We start from the raw sequence: 26,979 nt of genomic DNA, 5'->3' as shown, positions 1-26,979 counted from the left end.
GATCGGCGCTTGTGGCCAGTCCCACCTCACTGCTGAAGCGCCTCCTGGTCGGGCGGCCGTTCCGGTCCGACCGCCTCCAGCACACGCTGCTGCCGAAGCGCATCGCGCTGCCGGTGTTCGCCTCGGACGCGCTCTCCAGCGTGGCGTACGCGCCGGACGAGATCCTGCTGACGCTCTCGATCGCCGGCGCGAGTGCCTACTTCTACTCGCCGTGGGTGGCGCTCGCCGTCGTCGTGGTGATGCTGACGGTGGTGGCCAGCTACCGGCAGAACGTGCACGCGTACCCGTCGGGCGGCGGCGACTACGAGGTGGCGACCGTCAACCTGGGTCCGAAGGCGGGCGTGGGCGTGGCCAGCGCGCTGATGGTCGACTACGTGCTGACCGTGGCGGTGTCGACCTCGTCGGGCGTGGCCAACCTCGGCTCGGTCATCCCGTGGGTGGCGGAGCACAAGGTGGGCGTGGCGGTGACCGCGGTGGCGCTGCTCACCGCGATGAACCTGCGCGGCCTGCGCGAGTCGGGCACGGCGTTCGCGATCCCGACGTACGGCTTCATGATCGTGATCATCGGGATGTTGCTGACCGGGATCGTGCGCATCTTCGTACTCGGCGACGACCTCCGCGCGCCCAGCGCCGACCTGCTGATCGCGGCCGAGGACGACCACCTGACCGGGTTCGCGATGGTGTTTCTGCTCTTACGCACGTTTTCGTCCGGCTGCGCGGCGCTCACCGGCGTGGAGGCGATCTCCAACGGCGTGCCCGCCTTCAAGCCGCCCAAGAGCCGCAACGCCGCGACCACGCTGCTGCTGCTCGGCACCGTCGCGGTCACGATGCTCGTCGGCATCGTGTGGATGTCTCGCCTCACCCACCTCCAGTTCGTCGAGGATCCGGGGCTCCAGATCGTGCAGGGCCCGGCCGGGTACGAGCAGAAGACCGTCACCACCCAGCTCGGCGAGGCGATCTTCGGGGGCGGCGTGCTCCTCTACGTGGTGGCCGCCGCGACCGCGCTCATCCTCTTCCTGGCCGCGAACACCGCGTTCAACGGCTTTCCGGTGCTCGGCTCGATCCTCGCCCAGGACCGCTACCTGCCCCGCCAGCTGCACACCCGCGGCGACCGGCTGGCCTTCTCCAACGGCATCGTGCTGCTGGCGCTCTTCGCGATCGTGCTTATCGTGGCCTTCCAGGCCGAGGTCACGCGGCTGATCCAGCTGTACATCGTGGGTGTCTTCGTGTCGTTCACCCTGTCGCAGGTCGGCATGATCCGCCACTGGAACCGCCTGCTGCCCCGCACCCGCGACCCCGAGCAGCGCCGCCGCATGATCCGCTCGCGGGCGATCAACGCGTTCGGCGCGGCGATGACCGGCACCGTGCTGGTGATCGTGCTGATCACCAAGTTTCTGCTCGGCGCGTGGATCGCGATCGCCGCGATGGCGGTCATCTACGTCACCATGCTGGCCATCCGCAGGCACTACGACACCGTCTCGCGCGAGCTCACGCCGGACGAGGACCGCCAGGTGCTCCCCGCCCGCAACCACGCGGTCGTGCTGGTCAGCAAGGTGCACCTGCCGACGCTGCGGGCGCTCGCGTACGCCCAGGCGACCCGCCCCGACACGCTCACCGCGGTCACCGTCAACGTCGACGACAAGGACACGCGGCGGATCCAGGAGGAGTGGGAGCGGCGGGAGATCCCGGTGCCGCTCACCGTCGTCGACTCGCCCTACCGCGAGATCACCCGGCCGATCCTCGACTTCGTCAAGTCGGTCCGCCGCAGCTCACCCCGCGACGTGGTCACCGTCTTCATCCCCGAGTACGTGGTCGGCAAGTGGTGGGAGCACATCCTGCACAACCAGAGCGCGCTGCGGATCAAGGGGCGGCTGCTCTTCGAGCCGGGTGTGATGGTGACGAGCGTGCCGTGGCAGCTCGCCTCCAGCGCCGCCAAGGACCTCGACCGCCTCGACCGCGACCTGGCCCGCGGCCCCGCGCGTGGCCCCCGCGACCGGACCCCGCCGCAATGATCTCGGAACGCGTCGAGGTGACGGTGGGTGCGGTGGCCCACGGCGGGCACTGCGTCGCCCGCATCGGTGAGCCGCCGGGGCGGGTGGTCTTCGTGCGGCACGCGCTGCCCGGCGAGCGGGTGGTCGCCGAGATCACCGAGGAGCATCCCGGATACCTGCGCGCGGACGCGGTCTCGGTGCTGGAATCCTCGCCGGACCGGGTGGAGCCCCCCTGCCCGTACGCGCGCCCGGATCTGTGCGGTGGCTGCGACCTCCAGCACGTCGACCCGCCGGCGCAGCTGGAGTGGAAGGCCGCCGTCGTGCGCGAGCAGCTGGCCCGGCTCGGCGGCCTGCCAGACTTCCCGGTACGCGTGGAGCCGCTGCCCGGCGGGCCGCTCGGGTGGCGCACGCGCGTGCGGTACACGGTGGACGCCGCCGGGCGGGCGGGTCTGCTCAAGCACCGCTCGCACGAGGTGGTGCCGATCGACCGCTGCCGGATCGCCCACGCCGCCATCCAGGAGCTGCCGGTGACGGCCGAGGCCTGGCCGTCCGCGTCCACAGTGGACACCGTGGCGCCGGCGGCGAGTCCCGCGATGGTGGGTCCAGACGGCGTTTTCGACGGCCCGACCGCCGAGCGGGCGGTGGGTCGTGAGTGGACACTGCCGGCGGACGCCTTCTGGCAGGTGCATCCCGCCGCCGCGGACACGCTTGCCGGAGCGGTGCTCGAAATGCTGGAGCCGCGCCCCGGCGAGTCGGCCTGGGACCTCTACGGCGGCGCCGGCCTCTTCGCCGCCGCGCTCGCCACCAAGCTCGGCCCGGACGCCCCGATCACGCTAGTCGAGTCGGCGCAGCCCGCGGTAGCCGCCGCCCGCACCAACCTCACCGACGTGACCGGCCTGCGCGTGGTGCAGTCCACAGTGGAGGCAGCACTCCGTCGGCGGTTGACCGGCCCGGTCGACCTCGTCGTGCTCGACCCACCGCGCACGGGCGCCGGCGCGGCCGTGACCCGGGCGGTCATGGCCGCCGGCCCGCGCGCGGTCGCCTACGTGGCGTGCGACCCGGCCGCGTTCGCCCGGGACGTACGCACATTTCGCGATGGGGGCTGGCGGCTCGCGGCGCTGCGGGCGTTCGACATGTTTCCGATGACACACCACGTCGAGTGCGTGGGGCTTCTGGTGCCTTCGCTCCGAGGGTGAGCGGGCGAGTCGTGCGGCTTAGAGGACGGGCGGCTGGATGGCCGTGGCGGGCTGCGTGAGGGTCGCCGGCTGGCGCGCGGCCCGCGTGGTGGTGAGCCGATCGCGGACACGCACGACCGCGACGACCACGAGCACGAGCGGGAGCAAGGGCAATGACAGCAGCAAGATGACGAGCATCGCGATCGTCTGACCGGCGGCGGAACCGTCGGGCCGGCGCACACGATGTGCCGGGGGAGCGGCGGACATGTCACTGAGCGTACTCGGGACTTGGGGTCGTCTGTCCGATTCGTACCTCGTATGGGGGATACTGTCCTGCTCGCGACAGTAACCAACCCGGTCCGCCATCATGTGACTCATGTGGACGGACGGTGAAACAGGAGTTGGCGAGCTGGGGACGATCCTGGGGGTGTGGGCCCATCCCGACGACGAGGCCTACCTGTCCGGCGGGCTGATGGCGATGGCCCGGGACGTCGGGTCCCGGGTGGTCTGCGTGACGGCGACGCGCGGCGAACTGGGCACGTCCGATCCGGAGCGCTGGCCCCCGGATCGGTTGGCCGCCCAGCGGACCACCGAGCTGGCCCGCTGCCTGGACGTCCTCGGCGTTACGGAGCACCACTGGCTCGGATACCGCGACGGCGAGTGCGCGGCTGTTCCGGTGTCCGAACCGGTGGCCCGGCTGTGCGAGCTGATCGACGAGGTCAGGCCGGATACGGTGCTGACGTTCGGCCCCGACGGCCAGACCGGCCACCCGGACCACCAGGCGGTGTCGGCCTGGACCACCACCGCGTTCGCGCGCGCCGCCCCACCCGGCGCCCGGCTGTTGCACAGCGCGGTCGCCGAGCGGTGGGCATCGCGGTGGCACGAGTTCAACGAGAGCCTGGGGGTGTTCGTCGCCGGCTACCCGGTGACGGTTTCCGACGCCGGGCTCGCGCTCGACCTGGTCCTGGATCCGGTGATCGCGACCCGCAAGGTGAGCGCGCTGGCGGCACAGGAGACCCAGACGGCGGCGGTCATCGAGGCGATGGGCATCGACCGGTACACCGCGTGGGTCGGCCAGGAGACGTTCGTCGAGTGGGCGGGCCCGATCGCCGGGTCATGACCGGGGAAGGTTGCGCTCGATGGCCCGGCGGGCCACGTCGAGTACCGCGGCCCGGCCGGTCGCCGGCGTGCCGGACGTGTTCGGCCGCCGGCGCGAGCCGTCCACCGCCGGGGAGTCGGGCGCCTGGTCGGCGGCGGCGTCGAGCAGCGCGGCCGGTGCGTCGTCGCCGAGCCCGCGCAGCAGATCGGCCAGATTGCGCAGCGTCGTCCAGAGGTGGCTCCAGTTGCCGGTGCGGGCGAAGTAGTCGACGACCTCGCGGTAGCCGCGCAGGGCGTCGTGCACCCGGCCGGCGTTGGCGCGTACCGCGAGCAGACCCACGGTCGCCACGCCGACGAGAAATGTCGCGCCCGAGGTGCGAGCGAGATCGATGGCGCGCAGGTAGTGCCGCTCGGCCGGCGCGCTGTGGCCGGTGGCGCTGTCGATCTCCCCTGCGACGTACGCGCCCCAGGACAGCATCGTCGGTGCGACCGCCCCGGCGAGCCCGCGTTCGTTCAGTGTCCGCGCCTCGTCCGGATGGCCCGAGTAGAGCTTCGCCAGGGCCGCGACGCCGAGGTTTTCCCGGGGCCGGGACGCGAGCGCGGCCGCGGCGAGGGAGTGCTCCACCGTGTCGTCGTGGGCGCCGCGGGCCAGGTCAGCCACCGAGAGCGCCATCAGGCAGTACCACGACCCGGCGTCGCCAACCCCGGCCGCACGGGCCAGCCCGTCGCGGGCGAGCCGGTCGGCCCGCGGATAGTCGCCGCTCTGGTAGGCGGCTTCGGCGGCTACGCCAAGTACCGCGGTCGCGCGAGGCTGGCCGGTGAGCGCCGGGTCGTCGGCCAGCTCCCCGGCCCAGCCCCGGATTTCGATCAGGTCCCGGTAGGTGACCGCGTCGAACAGCCCGATCACCATGGCGGCGGCGACGTCGAGGTCGCCGTGGCCGCGGGCCAGCCGCCACGCGGCGCGCAGGTTGGGCAGCTCGCGGCGCAGGACCGCGTCGGCCTCCGGCTCCCGTTCGGTCATGAGGGTGTCGCCGATCCACCTGGTCAGATCGACAGCCCACCGGAGCAGACAGCCGGCCGCGGCTTCCTCCTCCCCGGCCGCCGCCAGCCGGTCGAGCCCGAAGGCGCGCAACGTCTCCAGCATGCGGTACCGGGTGCCGGCCTCGAAGTCGGCTTCCAGCATCGAGGCGTCCACCAGCCGGGCCAGTACGCTCCCCGGATCACTCCGCAGGCCCAGCTCGGTGGCGAGCCGCTCGGCCGCCGCGAGGTCGACGCCGTCGACGAAGATCGACAGATGCCGGAACAGGCGCTGCTCGTCGTCGGACAGCAGCTGGTAGGACCACTCGACAGTAGTCCGCAGCGTCCGGTGCCGGGCCTCGCCGCTGGGCCGGCCGCCGAGCAGGTCGAGCGAGCGATCGAGTCGCTTGTGCAGGTCGGCGAGGGAAAATGTGGACAGCCGCCCGGCCGCCAGCTCGATGGCCAGCGGCATCCCGTCCAGGCGGCGGACGATGTCGGCGACCAACCGCAGGTCGGCCGGCGTCGACGGCGGCCCGGGCCGGACGCGGCCGGCCCGGTCGAGGAAGACCGCGACGGACGGGACCTGTGATGGATCCCGCTCGGATCCGGGCAGCGGCAGCGGCACCAGCCGGAAGGCGTACTCGGCGGCGAGGCCGAGCGGTTCGCGGCTGGTGGCCAGCACGGAAAGCTCGGGGCAGGAGTCCAGGATCGTGGCGACGGAGTCGCGCGCGGCGTCGAGCAGATGCTCACAGTTGTCGACCACCAGAAGACCCGGGCCGTCGTTCAGCACGGCGAGGCATGCGGACAGCACGTCGCCCTGGACGACCTTGAGGTCCAGCGCCGTGGCGAGCGCGTGCGGGATCGCGGCCGGGTCGGTGACCGGCGCGAGCCGCAGCACCGTCGCCGCCCGGCCCTGCCGCGCGACCTCCACGGCCACCCGCGTCTTACCGACGCCGCCCGGCCCGACAACGGTCACCAGCCGCTCGGCCGCGAGCAACCGGTGCAGCGCGGCCACCTGTGGCTCACGGCCGATCAGCCGGGTCGCCGCCCGGCCGGCCGCCGGCCGCGGTGGTGCGTGCCCGGTGGCGATGTCGCGGACCAGCTCGTCCAGCGCCGGTGACGGATCAAGGCCGACCTCGTCGGCCAGCCGGTCGCGGTACTCCCGCCCGGTACGCAGGGCCTCCGCGGCCTGGCCGGTGGCGGCCAGCGCACGCATCAGCAACAGGACCGCCGGCTCGCGGAGCGGGTCGGCGGCCAGCGACGCCACGGCGAGATCCATGACCTCCGCCGCTTGTCCCGCGGCGATCGCACTGGCCAGCACCCCATCGGTCACGTCGCGAAGCAGTTGGGCGTAGCCCGCCACCGCGGCGGCGATCGGCGAGACGTCGGTGAGGTCCGCGAGAACCGGGCCACGCCAGAGGGCGTGTGCCCTCCGTAGCAGGGCGTAGGCGCCGGCGGGCTCGCGGTCGACGAGGCCACGTGCCGTGGCCAGCAGCGCCCGTGCCTGAGTCACATCGAGGTCTTCGACGCCGAGGTCCAGCCGGTACCCGTACTGCTGGGTCAGCAGTCTCGTTGACGCCGTGCCGAGGTCTCCGCGTAGCCGGAACACGTGGCTGTGCAACGCCTGCCGGCCTGATTCCGGCGCGTCCGGCCACAGTGCGTCGACGAGGCGATCGACCGGGACCATCCGGCCCTCGGCCATCGCCAACAACGCCAGCGTCGCCCGCCGCTTCTGGCCACGCACGTCGACGGCGCGACCGCCGACGAGCAGGCGCAGCGGCCCGAGCAGCTCGACCCGGACCGGTGGCGCCTCCTCGACCCCCATCGACACCACTCCCGCCCTGACAGCGCGATGAAAGCCCGTGCGAACGCCGTGGAAGGCCGCAGACGGATGTTTGTCGCGGCCGGCAATCCCGCCGGCCAGCATGTGAAGGGAAAGTGTAATGGATCACACCAGGGTGACCGAGTTTCTCGGGCGGTTCGTGACCGACCTGGCCGCGACCGAGGCCGCCGGCTCGGTGGTGGTCGGCAACCGGCTCGGCCTCTACCGCGCGCTCGCGCGTGGCCCGGCCACGCCGCAGGTGTTCGCCGAGCGCACCGGCTGCCATCCGCGCTACCTCACCGAGTGGCTGCGCGGCCAGGCGGCCGGCGGGTACATCACCTACGACCCGGCGACCGGCGAGTTCTCCCTCACCGAGGAGCAGGCGTTCTGCCTGGCCGACCCGAACGGGCCCAACGTGTCGGCGGCGTTCCTCATCGCCCTGGGCATGCTGCGGGCCGAGCCGCGCATCACCGAGGCGTTCCGCACCGGTGCGGGTGTCGGCTGGCACGAGCACCACGAAGACGTCTTCGCCGGGTGCGACGCGTTCTTCCGGCCCGGGTATGTGGCCGAGCTGGTGCCCAACTGGATTCCCGCGCTGGACGGCGTCGAGGCGAAGCTGATCGGCGGTGGCCGGGTGGCCGACCTCGGCTGCGGCCTCGGCTCCTCATCGGTGCTGCTCGCGCAGGCTTACCCGCGCACCACCATCGCCGGCTCGGACTACCACGCCGAGTCGATCGAGCTGGCCCGCAAAAACGCCGCCGACGCGGGGGTCGCCGACCGGGTTCGCTTCGAAGTGGCCACCGCGCAGACCTTCAGCGGTGACGGCTACGACCTGGTGACGATGTTCGACTGCCTGCATGACATGGGCGATCCGCTCGGTGCCGCCCAGCGGGTGCGGCAGGCGCTCGCCCCCGACGGCACGTGGCTGCTCGTCGAGCCGAACGCCGCCGAGAAGGTCGAGGACAACTTCAACCCGGTGGGCCGGCTGTACTACAGCGCCTCCACGTTCCTCTGCCTGCCCAACGGGCTCTCCCAGCCCGGTGGCTACGCGCTCGGTGCCCAGGCCGGCGAGGCCGCGATCCGCGAGCTGGTCACCGACGCGGGCTTCAGCCGGTGTCGGGTGGTGGCGCGGACGGCGTTCAACCTGGTTTACGAGATCCGCCTTTAAGGGGTGCCGGCGGCGGTCGTCCGACCGCCGCCGGTCCGCCGTTGGGTGTACTCGACGAACGCGAGGGTCTGTGCCACGCTGCCCGGTCGGGGCGCCTCGTCAGGGTCCCAGCCCAGCTGGCGGTCGTCGAGGGCCTGCTGGACGAGGTCGGACCACCGCGGGTCGACGTGGTCCCGCGCCCAGACGAGGGCCGCCCTCTTGGACGTCACCCGGCCCTCGTCGTAGGTGTGCAGGATCCGGCACAGGGTCGTGACGGCGTATCGCTGAGCCCAGGCGATGTCGAAGGTGATCCAGGACAGCAGATCGGGGACGAAGGTCCGGGCCTGCTCGCGCACCCGTGCGCGCAGGATCTCCGCCGGCACCGGATCGACGAGCTCCGTGGGGTCAGGCCCGGTGATAACGATGCCGCATTCGCGCAGCGACCATCGGACGATCTCGGTGTTGCAGTGGGTGGACCATTGCATTTTCCGCCAGCCGTGGTCGATGTAGAGCCAGGGCCGGCCCAGACCGTCGAGCGTGCGCAGCTCGTCCCATAGTGGGTACGAGCCTTCGAGTTCCTTCGTCCAATGCCCCGGCCGGGTGGGGATCTCGTCGTGCAGCGCGCGGAGCCCGGCCTCCTGGTCCGGGGTGATGGGGCCACGGACCGGGATCAGGAAGTCGCAGTCGCTGTGGATGTCGGCGTCGCCGACGGCGAACGAGCCTTGCAGGTAGGCGCCGACGAAGTTGTCGCCGAGGATGTCCGCGGCCCGTCGGGTCAGCTCGCCGAGCAGTTCGTTGAGCTCGGCGAACTGGGTCGGGCTCGGGTTGAGGTCTGAACGGGCGTCCGGCATGGAGCAAGCAAACCAGAGCCGGGCGGCCAAAAGGCGGGCACCGGTGTCGGAAAAGAGCGCTCTCTGCCCGGTCGGGCGGCATCGTTGCGGCTCGATCACGGAATCGTCCCCGGGCGTTGACAACCTTGTCTCAGAGGCGCGATCGTTCGACGGCACACGCGACCTTTGGGAGGGTGGTATGCGATACAGCCGCCGGGGCATCGTCGCCCTGGGTCTAGCCGCAGCCTTGTTCGCGCTGCCCGCGTGCTCCAGCAGCGCCAACGACGACGGTGGCGGCTCGAGCGGCAGCAGTGACAGCGAGGTCGAGGTCTTTTCGTGGTGGGCGGGTCCGGGCGAGAAAGAAGGCCTGGACGCGATGATCGCCGACTTCACGAAGAAGAACTCGGGCATCAAGTTCAACAACGCGGCCGTGGCCGGCGGCGCCGGCACCAACGCGAAAACCGTGCTCGCCACCCGCCTCCAGGCCAAGAACCCGCCGGACTCGTACCAGGTGCACGCCGGTCTGGAGCTGGCCAGCGACATCCAGGCCGGCTACGTCGAGGACATCACCTACCTGTACGACCAGCAGGGGTGGAAGGAGAAGTTCCCCAAGGGACTCATCGACGCGATCACAGTGGACGGCAAGATCTACTCGGTGCCGGTGAACATCCACCGCTCGAACCTGCTCTGGTTCAACCCCGCCACGCTCCAGAAGGCGGGCATCGCCGCGGCGCCGAAGACGTGGGACGAGTTCCTTACCCAGGCGGCGACGCTCAAGTCGAAGAACATCACCGCGCTCTCCATCGGTCCCGGCTGGACACAGGAGCACCTGCTGGAAAACGTGCTGCTGGGTGAGCTGGGCACCGACAAGTACACCGGCCTCTGGAACGGCTCGACCGACTGGAAGTCGGCCGAGGTGACCGCGGCGCTCACCAAGTACACGAAGATCCTGGGCTTCTCGGACCTCAAGTCGGCGGCGGCCGACTGGCAGCCGGCGCTCGACAAGGTCGTGGACGGCACCGCCGCCTACAACGTGATGGGTGACTGGGCCGACGGCTACCTCAAGGGTGCGAAGGCGCTGGAGTTCAAGACCGGCTACGACGTGGTCGCCACCCCGGGCAGCGAGGGCGTCTACAACTTCCTCTCCGACTCGTTCACGCTGCCGGTCGGCGCGCCGCACAAGGGCGCGGCGGAGAAGTGGCTCGTGGAGTGCGGCTCGACCGAGGGCCAGGACGCGTTCAACCCGCAGAAGGGTTCGGTCCCGGCGCGCACGGACGCCGACAAGAGCAAGTACACCGGCTACCTCGCGGCCGCGCTCGCCGAGTGGCAGAACCCGTCCACGAAGATCGTGGGCTCGCTGGCGCACGGCGTGGTCGCCAACAACGCCTTCAAGGGCGAGATCGACACGGCGCTCCAGATCTTCGTGCAGGACAGCAACGTGGCGAAGTTCGCCGACGCCGTGGCTAAGGCATATGCGGCGAACAAGTAGTAAGGCGAGGCGGCGGCTCCGGGCCTGGGGTCCGGGGCTGCTGCTCGTCTCCCCGTCACTGATCCTGCTCGGCATCTTCGTGTACGGCTTCCTGGGCTGGAACATCCGGGTGTCGTTCACGAGCTGGCGCGGGCAGGCGCCGGTGTACGACTGGGTGGGCACGCGCAACTACAGCGAGCTGTTCGACAACGAGCGCTTCCAGATCGACGTGCGCAACCTCGCCGTCTTCACGGTCGTGTTCATCGGCGGTTCGCTGCTGCTGGGTTTCCTCATGGCCATGCTGCTGGAGAAGGGCGTGCGGTTCGAGGCGTTCTTCCGCAGCGTCTTCCTCTTCCCGATGGCCATTTCGTTCATCGCCACCGCGATCATCTGGCGGTGGCTGCTCAACAACGGCTCGGGCGAGTCGACCGCCGGTCTCAACAAGCTCTTCGACAACATCGGCCTTGGTTTCCTCTTCAGCGACTGGCACAAGACGCCGTCGTCCTGGGCCATCGCGGCCATCGCGCTTCCCGCCGGCTGGGCCCTTTCCGGGTACGTGATGGCGCTTTTCCTCGCCGGCCTGCGCGCGGTGCCGGAGGAGCTGAAGGAGGCGGCCCGGGTCGACGGCGCGCCCGAACGGAAGGTCTTCTGGCACGTGGTGCGGCCGATGCTGCTGCCCGTGCTGATGAGCGCGGTGGTGATTCTCGCGCACATCTCGATGAAGACTTTTGACCTCTTCTACGCGATCGACCAGGGCAACCTGCGGATCGACACGCCCGCGCTGTACATGTGGTTCACCACCTTCCAGCCGGGCTTCTTCGCCCGCGGGGCGACGATCGCCACCCTGTTGCTTTTCGGCATCGCGCTCGTCATCGTGCCCTACATCTGGTGGTCGGTCAGGACGGAGCGGCGGAAATGAGAGGCGTGCTGCGCACGGGCCGCTACCTGGCCCTCTTCCTGCTGGTCTGCTTCTTCCTCATGCCGGTGTACGCGCTGCTGGTCACCGCGCTCAAGGATCCCGCCTCGGTCAGCGTCGTGCGGATGTGGGAGCTGCCCAGCTCGTTCTCCCTGGAAAACTTCCGGATCGTGTGGCCCGACCTCCAAGAGGGTTTCGTCAACAGCCTGCTGCTGGCGATCCCGGCGAGCCTCGTCTCGGCGATGCTGGGGGCGGCCAACGGTTTCGTGCTCTCGAAGTGGCGCTTTCCCGGTGCCGACTTCGTGTTTCCGCTGATCCTCTTCGGCATGTTCATCCCGTACCAGGCGATCCTCATCCCGATGTACCGGACGATGCAGAGCGCCAACCTCGTCGGCGGGCTGGACGGGCTCATCATCGTGCACGTCATCTACGGCCTGCCGATCACGACGCTCATCTTCCGCAGCTACTTCACCGGCCTCTCCGACGAGGTCATCGAAGCGGCCAAAGTGGACGGTGCGGGGATGCTGCGCACGTTCTTCTTCGTGGCGCTGCCGATCGCGCCGCCGGCGTTCGCGGTGGCGCTCATCTGGCAGTTCACCTCCGCGTGGAACGACTTCCTCTTCGGCGTCCTGCTGACCAGCCGCGAGTTCTGGCCGATCACGGTGGCGCTCAACAACATCGCCGGTGGGCAGACCGTGCCGTTCAACCAGGCGATGGCCAGCGCGCTGCTGGCCAGCCTGCCGACGCTGCTCGTGTACGTCCTGCTGGGTCGATTCTTCATGCGCGGTCTCATGGCCGGCGCGCTGAAAGGGTAAGCAGTGGTCGGGATCCGGTTGGAAGGCGTCACGAAGAAGTACCGGGGTGGCGTCGTGGCGGTGCGCGGCGTCGACCTGACCGTCGAGCCGGGCGAGTTCATGGTGCTCGTCGGCCCGTCCGGTTGCGGCAAGTCGACGCTGCTACGCATGATCGCCGGCCTGGAGGAGGTGTCCGAGGGCAAAGTCTTCATCGGCGACCGGGACGTGACCGAGGATCTTCCGCAGCAGCGTGACGTGGCGATGGTGTTCCAGAGCTACGCGCTCTACCCGCGGATGACCGTCCGCCGCAACATGGCGTTCGGCCTGCGCATGCGGCGCACGGCGAAGGCCGACCGGGAGCGGCGGGTCAAGGAGGTCGCCGACGTGCTCGGCCTCGAGCACCTGCTCGAACGCCGTCCGGGAGCGCTCTCCGGCGGGCAGCGGCAGCGGGTCGCCATGGGGCGGGCGATCGTGCGCGAACCGCAGGCCTTCCTCATGGACGAGCCACTGTCCAACCTGGACGCCAAGCTGCGGGTCAGCATGCGTTCCCAGCTCTCGCTCCTGCACCAGCGGCTCAACACCACCACCGTGTACGTGACGCACGACCAGGTCGAGGCGATGACGCTCGGGCGGCGGGTGGCGGTGCTCCGCGACGGGACGCTCCAGCAGTGCGACACCCCGCAGACGCTCTTCCACAAGCCGGTCAACCTGTTCGTCGCCGCGTTCATCGGCTCGCCGTCGATGAACTTCGTGCGGGCCACCGTGGGCGGCGGCGAGGTCACGTTCGGTGACGCGCGCATCCCGCTCAAGCGCGACCTGGGCGAGCGGCCGGTGATCCTCGGCGTCCGCCCCACCGGCCTCACGCCGGCGAACGGCAACGGGTGGCCGACCATCCAGGTGCGCCCGGAGATCGTCGAGGAGCTCGGCGACGAGCGGTTCGTGATCTTCGACCTCGACGCGCCGCGCGTCGACACCGAGGCGACCCGCGCCGCGGTGGACGCCCAGACGGCGGACGACGCGTTACTCCTCCCGGAGGACCGGGCGAGATTCACCGTACGCCTCTCGGCTGACCAGCCAGTCAGTGTTGGCGAGCCCCTGACCTTGGCAATCAACCCCGAAAGGCTGTACTTCTTCGACCCGGACAGCGGAGCGGCGCTGTGAGCCTGCCGATAGACTCGGCCGGCATGAGCGCTGAACCAGGTCTGCTTGGCACGGTCCGTGGCCCCCAGGACGTCAAGCGCATGACGCCCGAGGAGCTGGCGATCCTCGCCGCCGAGATCCGCGACTTCCTGGTGGCGAAGGTCTCCCGCACCGGTGGCCACCTGGGGCCCAACCTCGGCGTGGTGGAGCTCACGCTCGCGATGCACCGGGTCTTCGACTCGCCGCTCGACCGGTTCCTCTTCGACACCGGCCACCAGGCGTACGTGCACAAGATGCTCACCGGGCGCCAGGCCGGCTTCGACCAGCTCAGGCAGCGCGGCGGGCTCTCCGGCTACCCCAGCCAGGCGGAGAGCGAGCACGACATCATCGAAAACTCGCACGCCTCCACCGCCCTGTCGTACGCGGACGGCCTCGCCAAGGCCTACGCCCTGCGGGGTGAGGCGCGGAGCGTGGTCGCGGTGGTCGGCGACGGCGCGCTTACCGGTGGCATGTGCTGGGAGGCGCTCAACAACATCGCCGCCGCGAAAAACCCGCTCGTGATCGTCGTCAACGACAACGGCCGCTCGTACGCGCCGACGATCGGCGGGCTCGCCGACCACCTCAGCAGCCTGCGGCTCAACCCCGGCTACGAGAAGGTGCTCGACGCGATCAAGGACACGCTCGGCGCCACCCCGCTCGTCGGTCGGCCGGTGTACGAGGTGCTGCACGCGGTCAAAACGGGCATCAAGGACGCCGTGGCGCCGCAGGCCATGTTCGAAGACCTCGGCATCAAGTACGTCGGCCCGATCGACGGCCACGACGTCGCCGCGGTCGAGGCCGCGCTGCGCCGGGCCAAGGGCTTCGGCGGCCCGGTGATCGTCCACGCGGTGACCCGCAAGGGCTACGGCTACCGCCCGGCCGAAGACGACGAGGCCGACTGCCTGCACTCGCCGAGCACGTTCGACGTGGAGACCGGCAAGCTGCTCGCCGCGCCCTCGGTCAAGTGGACCAACGTCTTCGCCGACGAGCTCGTCGCCATCGCCGACGAGCGCCCCGACGTGGTCGGCATCACCGCCGCGATGGGCGAGCCCACCGGCATCGCCACGCTCGCCGCCAAGCACCCTTCGCGCGTGTACGACGTGGGGATCGCCGAGCAGCACGCCGTCACGTCGGCGGCCGGGCTCGCGCTCGGCGGCCTGCACCCGGTCGTGGCGGTGTACGCGACGTTCCTCAACCGCGCGTTCGACCAGGTGCTACTCGACGTGGCGATGCACAAGCTGCCGGTGACGTTTGTGCTCGACCGGGCCGGGATCACCGGGCCCGACGGACCGAGCCACTACGGCATCTGGGACATGTCGGTCCTCGGCGTCGTGCCCGGCCTGCGCATCGCCGCCCCCCGCGACGCCGCCACGCTCCGCGAGGAGCTGCGCGAGGCGCTGGCCGTCGACGACGGCCCGACGGTCCTCCGCTTCCCGACCGGCGCGGTCGCCGCCGACCTGCCGGCGGTCCGGCGCGTGGGCGTCGTGGACGTGCTCGTCGACTCGCCCGGCCGCGACGTGCTGCTGGTCGCCGTCGGCGCGTTCGGCCAGCTGGGCGTCGAGGTGGCCACCCGGGTGGCCGAGCAGGGCTACGGCGTGACGGTCGTCGACCCCCGCTGGGTACGCCCGGTGCCGGCCGAGATCGTGTCGCTCGCCCGCGACCACCGTCTCGTGGTGACGGTCGAAGACGGCGTACGCGCCGGCGGTGTGGGCGACGCGGTGGCCAAGGCACTCCGCGACGCCGAGGTCGACGTGCCGGTCCGCGACCTTGGCGTGCCGGTCGCCTGGCACGCGCACGGCAGCCGCGCCCAGATCCTGGCCGATCTCGGCCTGACCGCGCAGGACGTGGCCCGCGAGGTCACCGGCTGGCTCACCGGCCTCGAAGCCCCCGCCCCGTCCTTCCCCGACCCGAACGTCCTCGGCCGGCGGTCCGCCACCAAGTAGAACGCGCTGCGTGCGCGAGTCTTGACGGTTGGAGGTTGGCACGTCCTGATCGTGTCCCGTAACCCGGCGCCGATCGACGGCCGGTAACGTCCTTGGCTGGCATACGGCGAGGGGGAGGCGCGGTGGCGTACGAGCGGGCTGTCGACGGCGGGCGGGCGACCCTTGACGCGGCCCTCCAGCGGGCCGTCAAGCGGGCCTCGGTGATGCGGCAGTGCTTCTACGTGGTCGTGCTGCTCGTCGCGCTCGCCGGGCAGGTCTCCGGCGCCGTGGAGGCGCTGGGCATCCCGCTGGCCGCGGCGATCCCGGCCGTGGGCGCGCTGGAGCTGGGCGGCATCGTCGTGCTCGCCAACGCCGACGTGCGTCGCCGGCTAGGGGAGCGGGCGATCGGGTCGCGGCTGCTGTCGGCGGCGATCGCGGTGGGCGCGGTCGCGTTCAACTGGCTGGCGCACGACGACCACCTGCTCGGCGGCTTCTTCGCGGGCATGTCCGCGCTGGGCTACCTGGTGTGGCTAACACACACCGAAAACCAGCGCCGTGACCGGCTGCGTGCCACGGGTGACCTGCCGCCCACCACCCCGGCGTACGAGGTCTTCGGCCACTGGGCGCGCCACCCGCTGCTGACCCTGCGGGCGAAGTCGCTCGCCAAGGCCGACCCGGGCCTCGGGCTGTACACGTCGATCGCGGCCGCCCGTGCGGAGACCCGGCGGGATCGGCGGCAGCGAGCGATCGCGAAGGTGTTGCACCGCAAGATCCGGTCGGCGGTCGACCCGAAGACGGCGGACATCGCGCTCGCCGTCTACGACCTCGACGAGATCGCGGGCCGCCTCGCCCGCCGGGCCGACTACGACGGGCTGACCGACCTGATCGCCGCCGACCTCGCGCCCGCGCGGCTGGCGGGCCTGGCGCCGGGTGAGGTGCCGGTGACGGCGCGCCTGGCGGAGCTGGCCACGGCGAGGCTCGACCCCGAGCAGGCCGCGCAAACGGCTGACCAGGCCGCACAAACGGCCGAGCAGGCCGCACAAACGGCCGAGCAGGCCGCGCAAACGGCCGACCAGGTCGACCGCGCCGCGCCGACCCGACAAGCGGCGCCCGCCACCGTCACCGCCGCCGAGACGGCGACGGCGCGGCCGGCCGCGGTGCCGTCGGCGGCGCTGACCGAGCCGAGCGCGGAGTTCCAGGTCATCGAGGCGGTGCGACGGGAGTGGGAGGAGCTCCAGCGCCCCAGCCGCGCCACGACGCGCGCCGCCGACGGTGACTCGCCTCGCCGCCGATCCCGCACCACGGCCCGGGTGCCGGTGCAAGAGCAGCCTCCGCCCGCCCCGGAGCCGGAGCCGGTGGCGGCTGCCGGGCGGCGTGACCGGTCGCTGCGCAGCCGGGTACACGCGGCGCTCGACCGGCACGCGCCCGCCGGCGCGGACGGTGACAGCAACCAGCTCGTCGACCTCGTCGCCGACGTGCTCCAGCTCGACGACGTGGAGCGCATCTCCGCGGCCACGTACGTGCAGACCTGGCAGCGCGACGCCGCCCGCGTACCCCAGCAGGCCGGCCGTCCGTAGCCGCCGGGCTGGAGGTCCGCACGGCGTGGCACGCTTGTCCGCATGGTCATCGATCTGGGGCTGGATCGGGAGCCGCCGGCCGCGCGGTTGCGTGACTGGGGGCGGCGGCCCGGGAGTTGGCGCCCGGTCGCGCTCGCGCTCGTCGCGGCGCTGCTACTCGCCGTCACCGGATCCGGGCCGGCCCCGGCGCCAAACCTGACGCCCGTGACGAGCTTCGGGCTCGACCGGCGCACCGACTTCGTGGTGTTCGGCGACCGGCTGTACGTGTCGGTGGCCAGCGACCGGATCGGCGCGCCGACCGAGCAGCGGTGGCTGCTGTCCGCGTACGAGCTGCCCAGCGGTCGTCCACTGTGGACCGCGCCGTACCAGTCGAGCGTCGAGCAGTTCGTCGACGTGCAGTCGGCCGACGGCCTGGTGCTGGTCACCGGCCTCGTCGCCGGCGAGGGGATATCCACGCCCACGACCGCGGTCGACGCGACCAGCGGGCGGGTGCTCTGGACGCTGCCGACGCGCGTGGCGGTGGCCGACGACGGGCACACCGGCGTGGTCGGCGGCTTCCTGCGTCCCGGCGAGGCGGCCGCCCCCACGGTCCGGGCGGTCGACCTGGCCACCGGGCGGGACCTGTGGCGGGTCACCTATCCCGCGCCCACGCTGGTCCGGCCGGTACCCGGTGGTCGTGCCGTGACCGTGACCAACGGCGATGGCGGCGGCCGCGCCGAGGTGCGTGACATCCGCACCGGCGCGGTGCGGGCCTCCCGGGCGGTGCTGCCGCCCGGCACCGGTCCCACGCTCTCCATGACGGTGGGTGACTCGCTGCTGCTCGGCTACCAGGACGCGGAGGGCGCGCGCGGTGTCGCCGCGTTCGCCACCGACACGCTGGAGCCACGCTGGCAGCGCGTGATCACCGAAGACGGCGTGCGCCGCTTCAGCTCGTGCGGCTCGCTGGTCTGCACCCCCGGCGCGGTCGGCGTGGAGGCGATCGACCCCGCCACCGGCGTGCTGGTGTGGCACACCACCGAGGCCGACGCGGTATTCGACGTGGGCGGGGTGCTCGTGGCCGACGCGCAGCCGGCCGGGTTGGCGGCCGTCGACCCGGCCACCGGCCGCACCCTTTTCGACCTCGGTGGCATGGAGACGGTGCTCAACCCGGGCACCGAGCACGGGCTGGTCTCCGTCCACCGCACCGTCGGCGAGGACCGCAGCTGGCTGTCGCTCGCCCGGCCGCACACCGCCGAGCCGCGGGCGCTCGGCGTGGTGCCGCACCGGGTGTGGGACTGCGTCGCGGGTGAGCGGAGCGTGGTGTGCCGCGTACCCGATGACAAACTGAGCATCTGGACGTACCGCTGAAACTTTCCGGCCGTACCGGGGATCGGTTTTCTTATGGTGATCGACCTGGGGGAGCCGCGGGACGAGGTCGAGCTGTCGCCGCGGCCCTTGTCGCGGTCCCAGCGGCGGGCGATGGGAGCCACGCTCGCGCTCGCGACGCTGCTCAGCGCGGGCGGCGCGGCGGCACCGGTGCGCCCTGAGCTCGTCGCCGTGACCATCCGCGCCACGGCGGCGGACCATTACGTGGTCGACGACGACGCGCTCTACCTCATGCGCCCCAGCGACGTGGTGGTGCGGGCCGGCCTACGCACGATCACCCGGTACCGGCTGCCGGACGCCACCGAGCCGGAGTGGGAAGCCGCCATCTACACCGCGGGCCGGGTGCGCGGCGCCTCCCTTGTGGACGGCATGCTGCTCGCCGTCACGCAGGCGGGTCCGGACATCGAGACCATCGCCATCCGCCCGGACACCGGTCAGGAGGTGTGGCGCCGCACCGGTTGGTGGTACGAAACCTCGGCCGGCAACGGGCTGCTCCTGGAGTCGCGCGCCATGACGCAGCAGCTCTTCAGCGTGGAGCTGGCGACGGGCACGGTGCGCTGGTCGCGCATCTACCCCGCGGAGGATCCGGTGCTCATCGACGGCGAGCGTTTCGTGCACTGGACGAAGTCCGGCACGGCGGAGGTGCACGACAGCACGACCGGCGACGTGCTCGCCACCGCCCACCTCCCACTGGACCCGGAGCTGGCCCCGCAGGTCGTGGGCGACCTACTGCTGGTTCCCGAGGAGGACGAGGACGGATCGGGGCTCACCGCCTACGGGCTCGACCGCCTCGACCGCCGCTGGCGCGCCGACGTCGACGTGCGAAACGAGTACGTCAGCGGCGAGTGCGGGGACGCCGTGTGCGTGGGCGTCCGCAACGACGGCGGCATCCGCCTCGTCGACCTCGCCACCGGCCGCACCCGCTGGTCCGCGCCGGGTTGGGGGTACGCCTACCCGGTCGGCCCGTACCTGTTCGCCTACGGCCGGAGCGAAACGAAGAACCCCCGGGCGGCCCTGCTCGACCCCGTGGACGGGCACGTCGTGGGCGACCTCGGGCAGTGGAACGCCTCGCTGCCCGCGGACGACGGGCGGATGCTCGGCATCCGGGAAAACGGCCTGCGCACGCTGGTCGCCCGCCTCGACCCGGCCGCGGCGAAGGTGAAGGTGCTCGGCCTGCTCGCCGGCGTCTTCCAGTGCCAGGCCAGCCCGGTCGCGGTGGTCTGCCGCCGTTCCGGCGGATCTATCGGAGTCTGGTACCCCGAGCGCAGACTGTAACCGTGGCCGTCGTCGGCGTCATCGAGCTCGGCGAGATGCGGCACGGTGGCGAGGTCGCCGTGCCGGAGCCGGTGCGCCCGCCGGTGCGGTGGCGGTTCGCCTGGGCGCTCGCCGGGCTGGCCGTGCTCGCCACCACGCTGGGCCCGGCGCTGCCCGATCCGGTCCCGCTGGCCGAGGCCACGATCCCGGCCCGGCTGGGCGACGCGGCGTTCGCGGTGGGCGAGCAGTTCTACGTGGTCACCTCCGACCGCACGGCCGTGTACGGGCCGCGCACCATCACCGCGTACACGCTGCCGGGCGCCACCCGGCTCTGGCAGGCGCCGCTTCAGCTCACCGGCGCGCTGCACGGGGTCGGCAGCGCGGGTGGGCAGATGCTGATCAGCACCCAGCCGGAGCTGCTGGAGCAGGTGGAGACGGTGTCGATCCGGGAGGCCACCGGCCAGATCATGTGGCGGCGGCGGGCGCTCTTCGAGGGCGTGACGCCGCGCGGCCAGGTGCTGCTCTGGACCTCGCTCGACGGCACCCCCAGCGCGAGCACCGGGAGCGAAAGGCTGGAGGCCGTCGATCCGGTCACCGGCGCCGTCCGGTGGGCCTACCGGGTGCCGGCCGGCGGGTGGCTCTCCTACCGGTACTCGGGCGAGACGCCGACCCACGTCGTCACGCTGCTCCCGTCGGGCCGGGTCGAGGTGCGCGACGTCGCGGACGCCCGGGTGCTGGCCGCCGCCGACCTCCTCCCGTCGCGGCCGCCGGCGACGCCGGCGAGCTACGTACAGTTCGCGCTCGACATGATGCTGGTGCGCGAGGGGCCGATGGCCGTCGCGTACGGGCTCGACCGCCTCGAGCGCCGGTGGCGGGCCGCGATCGACCTGGCGTCGGAGTACGTGGCCCCCTACTGCGGCGACAAACTTTGCGTGATCGCACACCTCGGTGGTGTACGGGTGGTCGACCCGGCCACCGGCCGGATGCTCTGGGCCGACCCGACCCGCTCGTCCATCAGGCGGGCCGGCGACTACCTCGTGAGCGAGGTCAACGGCAGCCACGGCAGCACCCAGCTCACCACGCTCGACCCGGCCACCGGGCGGGAGCGGGCGCAGCTGGGCGAGTGGATCGTGATCGCGCCGCCCTCCGACGACGGCGAGCTGATCGCCATGCGCACCGACCTGCCCACCTCGCGGGCCTGGCTGGCGCGCATCGACCCGGCCACAGGCGGCGCACGGTTCTTCGGCGTGGTTCACGGCGTCACCGGCGACTGCGACATGCGCGCCGGCGCGGTGATCTGCCGGCGTCTGAACGCCACGGTGGGTATCTGGCGCCCTGTCCCGTTACCTTGACTCACGTCGGCTTCACACCCCGGGGTGGAGGCTGACCTGGCGACAACGAACGGGAGGTGGCCACCATGCGGGTCCTGGTGGTCGAAGACGAGCGCGCCCTGGCCGACGCGATCGCGCGCGGGCTGCGGCGGCAGGGCATGGCGGTGGATCTGGCGTACGACGGCTCCACCGGCCACGAGATGGCGTTCGTCACGCGATACGACGTCGTGGTGCTCGACCGGGACCTGCCCGGCGTGCACGGCGACCAGATCTGTGCCGACCTGGTCTCGTCCGGTGCCCTGACCCGGGTGCTGATGCTGACCGCCAGCGGCACGGTCGCCGAGCGGGTGGAGGGGCTCCAGCTGGGCGCCGACGACTACCTGCCCAAGCCGTTCGCCTTCGACGAGCTGGTGGCCCGCGTGCAGGCGCTCGGCCGGCGGGCCACACCCGCCGCGCCCCCGGTGCTGTCCGTCGGCGATCTGGTGCTCGACCCGGCCAAGCGGGTCGCCACGCGCGCCGGGACGCCGCTCGACCTGACCCGCAAGGAGTTCGGCGTGCTGGAGGAGCTGCTCAAGGCCCGCGGCGGCGTGGTGTCCAGCGAAGAGCTGCTGGAGCGGGTCTGGGACGCCAACACCGACCCGTTCACGACGACCGTGCGGGTCACGGTGATGACGTTGCGCAAGAAGATCGGCGACCCACCCCTGATCGAGACGGTCGTGGGTGCGGGCTACCGCGTCTCGGAGGCGGCGTGAGCGAGCGAGTTGGCGCGGCGGCGTCTGGACGGAGCCGGCCCGCCGACGTAGTCGGGGTTTCGGGCTGGCGGAGGAAGACGTCGCCTTCAGCGCCGCACGAGCGAGCGAACCCGGAGGCACCGTGACGGTCTACTCTGGACGGCCGGGCCGTCACCGGCTGCGGCCGACCCTGCGGCTGCGGCTCACGCTGCTCAACGGCGTGCTGCTGGTCGGCGCCGGCGCGATCCTGGTGCTGCTCGCCTGGCTGCTGGTCGGCGACGCGCTGCACCCGGCCGACCAGCTCCGCGCCGGCACCACCGTCGAGCTGGCCAACGGCACCCGGCTCGACGCCCGCGACTGGCAGGACCAGGTGGTCGACGCCGCCTCGCGCGAGCTGCTGGCCAAGGGTCTCGTCGCGCTGCTCGCGATCAGCATCGTCGGCGTCGCCGGCGCGTACGCGGTGGCCGGCCGCGCCCTCCGCCCGCTGCACCAGGTCACCTCGACCGCCCAGCGGCTCGGCGAGGAGACGCTGGACCAGCGCATCCGCTACTCGGGGGCGGACGACGAGGTGGCCGAGCTGGCCGCGACGTTCGACGCGATGCTCGACCGGCTGGGTGAGGCGTTCGAGACGCAGAAACGCTTCGTGGCCAACGCCTCGCACGAGCTGCGCACTCCGCTGGCCGTGATGCGCACCGAGATCGACGTGACGATGGCCGACGAGGAAGCCGACGTCGCCGAGTACCGCCGCATGGCCACCGTCGTGCGGGACGCCTCCGAGCGCGCCAACGGCCTCGTCGACGCGCTGCTTGTGCTGGCCCGCAGCGAAGCCCAGTCCGGCCGGCGGCTGGCCCGCAAGGTCAACACCGACCTGGCCACCGCGGCCACCACGGCCCTTTCCGCGGTACGGGGTGAGGCCGACCGCCTCAAACTGACCGTGACCACGTCGCTCAAGCCCGCGCCGGTGGTCGGCGACCCGAGCCTGCTCGACCGCCTCGCCGGCAACCTCATCGAAAACGCGATCCGGTACAACCACCTGCACGGCAAGGTCTGGGCCCGCACCGGCTCCGACGCCGCGGCGGCCTGGCTGGTGGTCGGCAACACCGGCTTCGAGGTCGACCAGACCGACGTGCCAGGGCTCTTCGAGCCGTTTCGCCGCGGCGGGCGCGAGCGCACGGGAGCGCGCGGCTCGGGGCTTGGCCTGTCGATCGTGCGCGCGGTCTGCGACGCCCACGGCGGCACGGTGACGGCCGCGGCCCAGCCCGGCGGCGGCCTGGAGGTCACGGTCACCCTGCCCGCCGCCGACACCACACCGGTCGTCGCCGCCACGGCCGCCGTGCCGACCCATTGATAGCGCAAGCGATGAAGGATTAAGCGGTTTTGCCCGCGTCCGCGTCACTTGCGGACCGTATGCTCCCGCGGGCACCGCTCCCGGCCGGCGGCTCGCGGGGCGAGCCGAAATCCCCGGCGGGCTTCTCGTCACAGCAGATCTTGGTACGAATTGGCCCTCATAGGGGCAGCTTCGTACCAAGATCTACCCCGGTCTTGTGAAGCCCGACCCCCACGCAGGCCATGTTGGACGCGCGGATGGGCTTGTCCGGGGGAGCTGGCAGCGGAGGTCGGGGATCTCGGCGAGCCCTGGCGAGCCGCCGGCCGGAGCGGTGCCCGCGGGAGCATACGGTCCGCAACTGGCGCGGACGGGGGCAAAACTGCTTGAAGGTGTTACCGCACCCCTGGACTGGCGATCAGTGTGACCTCGACTCCGAAAGGTCTCTAGACGAGCGCCGATCTGCGCCGGTGTGAGAAATTGGGCCATGGCGTCGGGCTGGTCGGGATGACGGAGCTTCGGGTGCGTGCTGGCGGCACCGGGTCGCCGACGTTTCTGTTGTTGCACGGTCTCGGCGCCACCTGCGACGTGTGGGCCGGACTCGCCGGCCTGCTCGGCACGTCCGCCTGGGTCGCGCCCGACCTGCCTGGGCACGGCGGTTCGGCGCCGCTGCCGAAGTATTCGTTCGCCGCGGTGGCGGAGGCGGTCGGCGACCTCGTCGATCCGGGCGGCACCGTGGTCGTTGGCCACTCGTTCGGCGGGGTGATCGGGCTGCACCTGGCCGGAAGGCCTGGGGTGCGGGCCGTGGTCGGCCTGGGGATCAAGGTCGCGTGGACCGCCGAGGACTTGGCGAAGGCCACGGCGCTGGCCGGGCGGCCGGCGGCGGTGTTCGAGACCCGGGACGAGGCGGTGCGTCGCCACCTGCGGGTCGCCGGCCTCGACGGGCTCGTCGACCCGGCCGATCCCGCCCTGGACGCCGCGGTGGTCAAGGTCGGTGTGGGCTGGCGGCCGGCGTTCGACCCACGCGCGTTCGGGGTCGGCGAGCCTGGCATGGCCGGCCTGGTCGAGAGTGCACCGGTGCCGGTCACGCTGGCCCGCGGCGAGCACGACCACATGGTGAGCGCGGCGCAGCTCGCGGCGCTGGTGCCCGCGCCGGCCGACCTGCCGGGCCTGGGACACAACGCGCACGTCGAAGATCCGGCCGCGCTGCTGCCGCTGCTGGTCGTCGAGTAGCCGGATATTTGCTTGCTCGGCGTGAGAGGTTTGGGTCATGGCTTCGAGAGTGCGATGGATCGACTTCGACTGCGCCGATCCGTACAAGGTGGCGGGGTTCTGGGCCGAGGTAACCGGGATGCGCCAGCACCCGGACGACAAGCCCGGCGACGACGAGTGCGCCCTGCTGTCCGGCACCGACGAGATCGAGGGCGGGATGCTCTTCCAACGCGTGCCGGAAGGCAAGACGGTGAAAAACCGCGTGCACCTGGATCTCCAGCCGACCGACCGCACCCGCGACGAGGAGATCGAGCGACTGCTGGGGTTGGGGGCCTCGCTGGTCGGCGACCACCGCAACCCGGACGGCACCGGCTGGGCGATCCTCGCCGACCCGGAGGGCAACGAGTTCTGCGTGGAGCGCAGCGTCGCCGAGCGCTCCGCCTAGGCGTCCACCGGGGTCGCGGCGCGGCGGGAGAGTTCGCCGGCCAGCTCGGGCGGCGCGGGCGCGTGCAGCAAGGCGCAGTCCGCGCCGCGAAACTCCAGCACAGGCGCGGGTGGCACCACACCGGCGCCGTCTGACCACAGTGGACCGTCCACGATCACCAGTGTGGCGAGGTGCGCCGCGGCGGCGTGGGCCACGCCGGCCGGCAGTGAGCGGTCGACGACCACCGCGCCGGCGCCGTCGACTCCGTGCGCGTTCGCGGCGGTTTCCAGGGCGCCCACCGCGGCCGTGTCGTGGGCCGGGTCTGACTCGCGGCGCAGGAGCACCGGGTGCACCACACCGCCGTCCGGCGCGGCGATCCGCGCGGCCAGGCGGAAGATCTCCGGCGGCGGGTCCACGGTCGACACCGCGACCACCACCCGGCTGCCGAGCGGGCGGTCGGTGGCCGACGGGCGGGGCACCTGGCGCATGAAGCGGCGGCCGGCGATCGGCGACACGATCAGGCTGACCAGGATCAGCACCAGCACGGCGTTGACCACCGACGTGCCGAAGAGCCCGATCTGGTACCCGATGGTCGTCGACGCGAGCGTGGCGGCGGCCTGCGGCGCGGTCAGCGCGAACATCACGCCGGCCCGCGGCCGGGAGAAGCCGAGCAGCAGGTGGGCCAGCCAGGCGGCGAGCACCTTGCCGCCCAGGCAGGCGCCGACGAAGAGCGCGGCCAGGCCCAGCGTGCGCGGCTCGGCGATCACGCGCGGGTCGAGGATCAGCCCCACCGAGACCAGGAAGACCGGGATGAACACGGCCGCGCCGAAGAAGTCGATCCGGTCCATCAGCCGGCCTTCGTTGGGCACCAGGCGGTTGAGGGCGAGCCCGGCGAAGAACGCGCCCACGATGCCCTCGATGCCGAATACCTCGGCCAGCACGGCCGCCGCGAGAAAGCCGGCGACGGCGACGAGGTAGCGCACCGTGCGTTCGCCGCCCAGGCGCCGGAAGCACCACCGGGCCGCGCGGGGCAGCGCGTAGAAGCAGAATCCGGCGAGTACGGCGAAGCCGGCGCCGAGCCGCACGGCGACTTCCCAGGTCGAGGCGTCACTGCCGGTCGTGCCGGAGACCACCGCCAGCACGATCAGCGCGAGCGTGTCGGTGAGCACGGTGGCGCCCACCGCCGTCGCCACCGCCGGGTCGCCGCCGAGGCCGCCCTTGCGGATCAGCGGGTACACGATCAGCGTGTGCGAGGCGAGCAGCGAGCCGAGCAGAAACGCGGCCGGTCCGCTCCAGCCGAGCGCGAAGCCGACCGCGGTGCCGGCCACCATCGGCGCCGCGAACGTGAGCAGGCCGAACGAGAGCGCCGACCGCCGGTACTCGCGGAGCAGGGCGAGGTCGAGCTCCACCCCGGCCACGAACATCAGGTACAGCAGGCCGAGCTGGCCCAGGTCCGGGACCGTCTCGTTGGACTCGCTGATCCAGCCGAAGCCGTTGGGGCCGATCGCGTACCCGCCGAGCAGCAGCCCGATGATGCCCGGCACACGGGCCCGTTCCAGCAGCAGCGGGCCGCCGATCACCACGACGAACAGCAGCAGGAACTCCCAGGCCGGTCCGTGCGGGGCGGTCACCGGTTTCTCCCGATGACGGGTACGTCGCGCGCGTCGCCGCCGAGCCATCGTTTCGTGAGGCGGTCGATCGTGCCGTCGTCGGTGAGCGCGCGGATCGCCGAGTCGACCGCCTCCCGGTTCGCCGAGCCGTCCGGGAGGGCGACCGCGAGCGAGTCGTCCGTGTCGACCCGCACCGCCACGCGCAGCGACCCGCTGGAGCGGTTGGCGATGACGAGCGCGACCGGCATGTCGAGCAGCACCGCGTCCACGGCACCGGCCGCCAGCAGCGTGAGGGCGGCGGGCTCGTCCGCGGTGAGCGCGGGCGGGGTGCCGGGCCGGACGAACCCCGCCAGGACCGCCGCGAGCGTGGTGCCCCGCTTGACCGCCCACCGGGTGTCGCGGGCGGCCGCCAGGTCGGGGATCGCCGAGTGCGCGAGCCCGGCCGGCGTCGCCGCCAGGTACGGCTGGGAGAAGTCGAGGGCCCGCTCACGGTCGGGGGTCGCGGTCACCTGGGAGAGCGCCAGGTCCGCGCCACCGAGGTCGCCGGAGACGATCCGCTCGAACGGCACCCGCACCACCCGTAGCCGCAGATCGAAGCGGTCGGCGAGGGCGCGTGCCAGCTCGTACTCGAATCCGCCCGGCTCCTCCCAGAAGCCGGGCAGGGGGACGGTGGCCGTAGCGACGCGGAGCTCACCCTTTGTGGCCGGCCTGAAGTCGCCCGCCGCCGGGGCGGCGGCGCCACACCCCGCCAGCAGCACCGAGACGAGCAGCGCCCCGACCCACCGCATGTGC

22 protein-coding genes are annotated in these 26,979 nt (G+C 72.1%); 17 read left to right on the top strand and 5 right to left on the bottom strand.

What is annotated here, in order from left to right:
* The first annotated feature begins 11 nt into the window (after positions 1-11).
* Positions 12-2,012, top strand: coding sequence for an APC family permease (locus ACTMTJ_RS40230; protein ID WP_441224017.1), 2,001 nt, complete (start codon positions 12-14; stop codon positions 2,010-2,012).
* On the top strand, positions 2,009-3,187 hold the full coding sequence (locus ACTMTJ_RS40225) for a class I SAM-dependent RNA methyltransferase (protein WP_441224016.1): 1,179 nt from the start codon (positions 2,009-2,011) through the stop codon (positions 3,185-3,187). Before ACTMTJ_RS40230 ends, ACTMTJ_RS40225 begins: the two co-directional genes overlap by 4 nt.
* An 18-nt stretch (positions 3,188-3,205) precedes the next feature.
* Here ACTMTJ_RS40225 and ACTMTJ_RS40220 read toward each other — a convergent pair whose 3' ends face one another.
* Positions 3,206-3,433 (bottom strand): hypothetical protein, encoded by a 228-nt coding sequence (locus tag ACTMTJ_RS40220; protein ID WP_441224015.1) that lies wholly within the window; start codon positions 3,431-3,433, stop codon positions 3,206-3,208.
* Between the two features lie 109 nt (positions 3,434-3,542).
* On the opposite strand from ACTMTJ_RS40220, the gene ACTMTJ_RS40215 reads away from it, so the two are divergent.
* Positions 3,543-4,286, top strand: coding sequence for a PIG-L deacetylase family protein (locus ACTMTJ_RS40215; RefSeq protein WP_441224014.1), 744 nt, complete (start codon positions 3,543-3,545; stop codon positions 4,284-4,286).
* Here the strand turns inward: ACTMTJ_RS40215 and ACTMTJ_RS40210 are convergent.
* A complete protein-coding gene (locus tag ACTMTJ_RS40210) occupies positions 4,281-7,106 on the bottom strand; it encodes a BTAD domain-containing putative transcriptional regulator (protein WP_441224013.1) in 2,826 nt (941 codons plus the stop codon). The two genes, ACTMTJ_RS40215 and ACTMTJ_RS40210, sit on opposite strands and share 6 nt — an antisense overlap.
* A gap of 118 nt (positions 7,107-7,224) precedes the next feature.
* On the opposite strand from ACTMTJ_RS40210, the gene ACTMTJ_RS40205 reads away from it, so the two are divergent.
* Positions 7,225-8,271 (top strand): class I SAM-dependent methyltransferase, encoded by a 1,047-nt coding sequence (locus tag ACTMTJ_RS40205; protein ID WP_441224012.1) that lies wholly within the window; start codon positions 7,225-7,227, stop codon positions 8,269-8,271.
* Here the strand turns inward: ACTMTJ_RS40205 and ACTMTJ_RS40200 are convergent.
* The gene (locus tag ACTMTJ_RS40200) at positions 8,268-9,101 is read right to left on the bottom strand and encodes an aminoglycoside adenylyltransferase domain-containing protein (protein ID WP_441224011.1); all 834 of its coding nucleotides are present in this window, start codon (positions 9,099-9,101) and stop codon (positions 8,268-8,270) included. The two genes, ACTMTJ_RS40205 and ACTMTJ_RS40200, sit on opposite strands and share 4 nt — an antisense overlap.
* A gap of 178 nt (positions 9,102-9,279) precedes the next feature.
* On the opposite strand from ACTMTJ_RS40200, the gene ACTMTJ_RS40195 reads away from it, so the two are divergent.
* The 13 genes from ACTMTJ_RS40195 (at position 9,280) to ACTMTJ_RS40135 (ending at position 24,598) form a co-directional block, all read left to right on the top strand.
* Positions 9,280-10,569 (top strand): ABC transporter substrate-binding protein, encoded by a 1,290-nt coding sequence (locus ACTMTJ_RS40195; protein ID WP_441224010.1) that lies wholly within the window; start codon positions 9,280-9,282, stop codon positions 10,567-10,569.
* Positions 10,553-11,467 carry a carbohydrate ABC transporter permease gene (locus ACTMTJ_RS40190; protein ID WP_441224009.1) on the top strand — a complete coding sequence of 305 codons (915 nt, stop codon included), beginning with the start codon at positions 10,553-10,555 and terminating at the stop codon, positions 11,465-11,467. Before ACTMTJ_RS40195 ends, ACTMTJ_RS40190 begins: the two co-directional genes overlap by 17 nt.
* A complete protein-coding gene (locus ACTMTJ_RS40185) occupies positions 11,464-12,279 on the top strand; it encodes a carbohydrate ABC transporter permease (protein ID WP_441224008.1) in 816 nt (271 codons plus the stop codon). Before ACTMTJ_RS40190 ends, ACTMTJ_RS40185 begins: the two co-directional genes overlap by 4 nt.
* A gap of 3 nt (positions 12,280-12,282) precedes the next feature.
* The gene (locus ACTMTJ_RS40180) at positions 12,283-13,419 is read left to right on the top strand and encodes an ABC transporter ATP-binding protein (protein WP_441224007.1); all 1,137 of its coding nucleotides are present in this window, start codon (positions 12,283-12,285) and stop codon (positions 13,417-13,419) included.
* A 23-nt stretch (positions 13,420-13,442) separates the two neighbouring features.
* Positions 13,443-15,380: a 1-deoxy-D-xylulose-5-phosphate synthase gene (dxs, locus tag ACTMTJ_RS40175; protein ID WP_441224006.1), complete on the top strand. Its 1,938-nt coding sequence runs from the start codon at positions 13,443-13,445 to the stop codon at positions 15,378-15,380.
* Between the two features lie 122 nt (positions 15,381-15,502).
* Positions 15,503-16,936, top strand: a complete 1,434-nt coding sequence (locus ACTMTJ_RS40170) for a hypothetical protein (protein ID WP_441224005.1) — start codon at positions 15,503-15,505, stop codon at positions 16,934-16,936.
* 42 nt (positions 16,937-16,978) lie between these two features.
* Positions 16,979-18,283 carry an outer membrane protein assembly factor BamB family protein gene (locus ACTMTJ_RS40165; RefSeq protein WP_441224004.1) on the top strand — a complete coding sequence of 435 codons (1,305 nt, stop codon included), beginning with the start codon at positions 16,979-16,981 and terminating at the stop codon, positions 18,281-18,283.
* Between the two features lie 33 nt (positions 18,284-18,316).
* The gene (locus tag ACTMTJ_RS40160) at positions 18,317-19,576 is read left to right on the top strand and encodes an outer membrane protein assembly factor BamB family protein (RefSeq protein WP_441224003.1); all 1,260 of its coding nucleotides are present in this window, start codon (positions 18,317-18,319) and stop codon (positions 19,574-19,576) included.
* Positions 19,577-19,578: 2 nt separating this feature from the next.
* On the top strand, positions 19,579-20,907 hold the full coding sequence (locus ACTMTJ_RS40155; protein ID WP_441224002.1) for an outer membrane protein assembly factor BamB family protein: 1,329 nt from the start codon (positions 19,579-19,581) through the stop codon (positions 20,905-20,907).
* Positions 20,908-20,972: 65 nt separating this feature from the next.
* Complete coding sequence (locus tag ACTMTJ_RS40150) at positions 20,973-21,638, top strand: response regulator transcription factor (RefSeq protein WP_441224001.1); 666 nt, start codon at positions 20,973-20,975, stop codon at positions 21,636-21,638.
* A gap of 121 nt (positions 21,639-21,759) precedes the next feature.
* Complete coding sequence (locus ACTMTJ_RS40145) at positions 21,760-22,965, top strand: sensor histidine kinase (protein WP_441224000.1); 1,206 nt, start codon at positions 21,760-21,762, stop codon at positions 22,963-22,965.
* 483 nt (positions 22,966-23,448) lie between these two features.
* Complete coding sequence (locus ACTMTJ_RS40140) at positions 23,449-24,174, top strand: alpha/beta fold hydrolase (protein WP_441223999.1); 726 nt, start codon at positions 23,449-23,451, stop codon at positions 24,172-24,174.
* Between the two features lie 37 nt (positions 24,175-24,211).
* The gene (locus tag ACTMTJ_RS40135) at positions 24,212-24,598 is read left to right on the top strand and encodes a VOC family protein (RefSeq protein ID WP_441223998.1); all 387 of its coding nucleotides are present in this window, start codon (positions 24,212-24,214) and stop codon (positions 24,596-24,598) included.
* Here ACTMTJ_RS40135 and ACTMTJ_RS40130 read toward each other — a convergent pair.
* A complete protein-coding gene (locus ACTMTJ_RS40130; protein WP_441223997.1) occupies positions 24,595-26,208 on the bottom strand; it encodes a cation:proton antiporter in 1,614 nt (537 codons plus the stop codon). The genes ACTMTJ_RS40135 and ACTMTJ_RS40130 overlap by 4 nt on opposite strands.
* Positions 26,205-26,975, bottom strand: coding sequence for a transporter substrate-binding domain-containing protein (locus ACTMTJ_RS40125; RefSeq protein WP_441223996.1), 771 nt, complete (start codon positions 26,973-26,975; stop codon positions 26,205-26,207). Before ACTMTJ_RS40125 ends, ACTMTJ_RS40130 begins: the two co-directional genes overlap by 4 nt.
* Positions 26,976-26,979 lie beyond the last annotated feature (4 nt).

The sequence above is a fragment of the Phytohabitans sp. LJ34 genome, from assembly GCF_052068095.1.
GTDB lineage: Bacteria > Actinomycetota > Actinomycetes > Mycobacteriales > Micromonosporaceae > Phytohabitans.
Note: the sequence above shows the minus strand (reverse complement) of the source record. Positions and strands in the feature narration are given on the sequence as shown.

Coding starts and splice junctions, on each gene's coding strand:
- ACTMTJ_RS40225 (WP_441224016.1), top strand. CDS start 2,009: ATGATCTCGGAACGCGTCGAGGTGACGGTGGGTGCGGTGGCCCACGGC.
- ACTMTJ_RS40220 (WP_441224015.1), bottom strand. CDS start 3,433: ATGTCCGCCGCTCCCCCGGCACATCGTGTGCGCCGGCCCGACGGTTCC.
- ACTMTJ_RS40215 (WP_441224014.1), top strand. CDS start 3,543: ATGTGGACGGACGGTGAAACAGGAGTTGGCGAGCTGGGGACGATCCTG.
- ACTMTJ_RS40210 (WP_441224013.1), bottom strand. CDS start 7,106: ATGGGGGTCGAGGAGGCGCCACCGGTCCGGGTCGAGCTGCTCGGGCCG.
- ACTMTJ_RS40205 (WP_441224012.1), top strand. CDS start 7,225: ATGGATCACACCAGGGTGACCGAGTTTCTCGGGCGGTTCGTGACCGAC.
- ACTMTJ_RS40200 (WP_441224011.1), bottom strand. CDS start 9,101: ATGCCGGACGCCCGTTCAGACCTCAACCCGAGCCCGACCCAGTTCGCC.
- ACTMTJ_RS40195 (WP_441224010.1), top strand. CDS start 9,280: ATGCGATACAGCCGCCGGGGCATCGTCGCCCTGGGTCTAGCCGCAGCC.
- ACTMTJ_RS40190 (WP_441224009.1), top strand. CDS start 10,553: ATGCGGCGAACAAGTAGTAAGGCGAGGCGGCGGCTCCGGGCCTGGGGT.
- ACTMTJ_RS40185 (WP_441224008.1), top strand. CDS start 11,464: ATGAGAGGCGTGCTGCGCACGGGCCGCTACCTGGCCCTCTTCCTGCTG.
- dxs (WP_441224006.1), top strand. CDS start 13,443: ATGAGCGCTGAACCAGGTCTGCTTGGCACGGTCCGTGGCCCCCAGGAC.
- ACTMTJ_RS40165 (WP_441224004.1), top strand. CDS start 16,979: ATGGTCATCGATCTGGGGCTGGATCGGGAGCCGCCGGCCGCGCGGTTG.
- ACTMTJ_RS40160 (WP_441224003.1), top strand. CDS start 18,317: ATGGTGATCGACCTGGGGGAGCCGCGGGACGAGGTCGAGCTGTCGCCG.
- ACTMTJ_RS40150 (WP_441224001.1), top strand. CDS start 20,973: ATGCGGGTCCTGGTGGTCGAAGACGAGCGCGCCCTGGCCGACGCGATC.
- ACTMTJ_RS40140 (WP_441223999.1), top strand. CDS start 23,449: ATGACGGAGCTTCGGGTGCGTGCTGGCGGCACCGGGTCGCCGACGTTT.
- ACTMTJ_RS40135 (WP_441223998.1), top strand. CDS start 24,212: ATGGCTTCGAGAGTGCGATGGATCGACTTCGACTGCGCCGATCCGTAC.
- ACTMTJ_RS40125 (WP_441223996.1), bottom strand. CDS start 26,975: ATGCGGTGGGTCGGGGCGCTGCTCGTCTCGGTGCTGCTGGCGGGGTGT.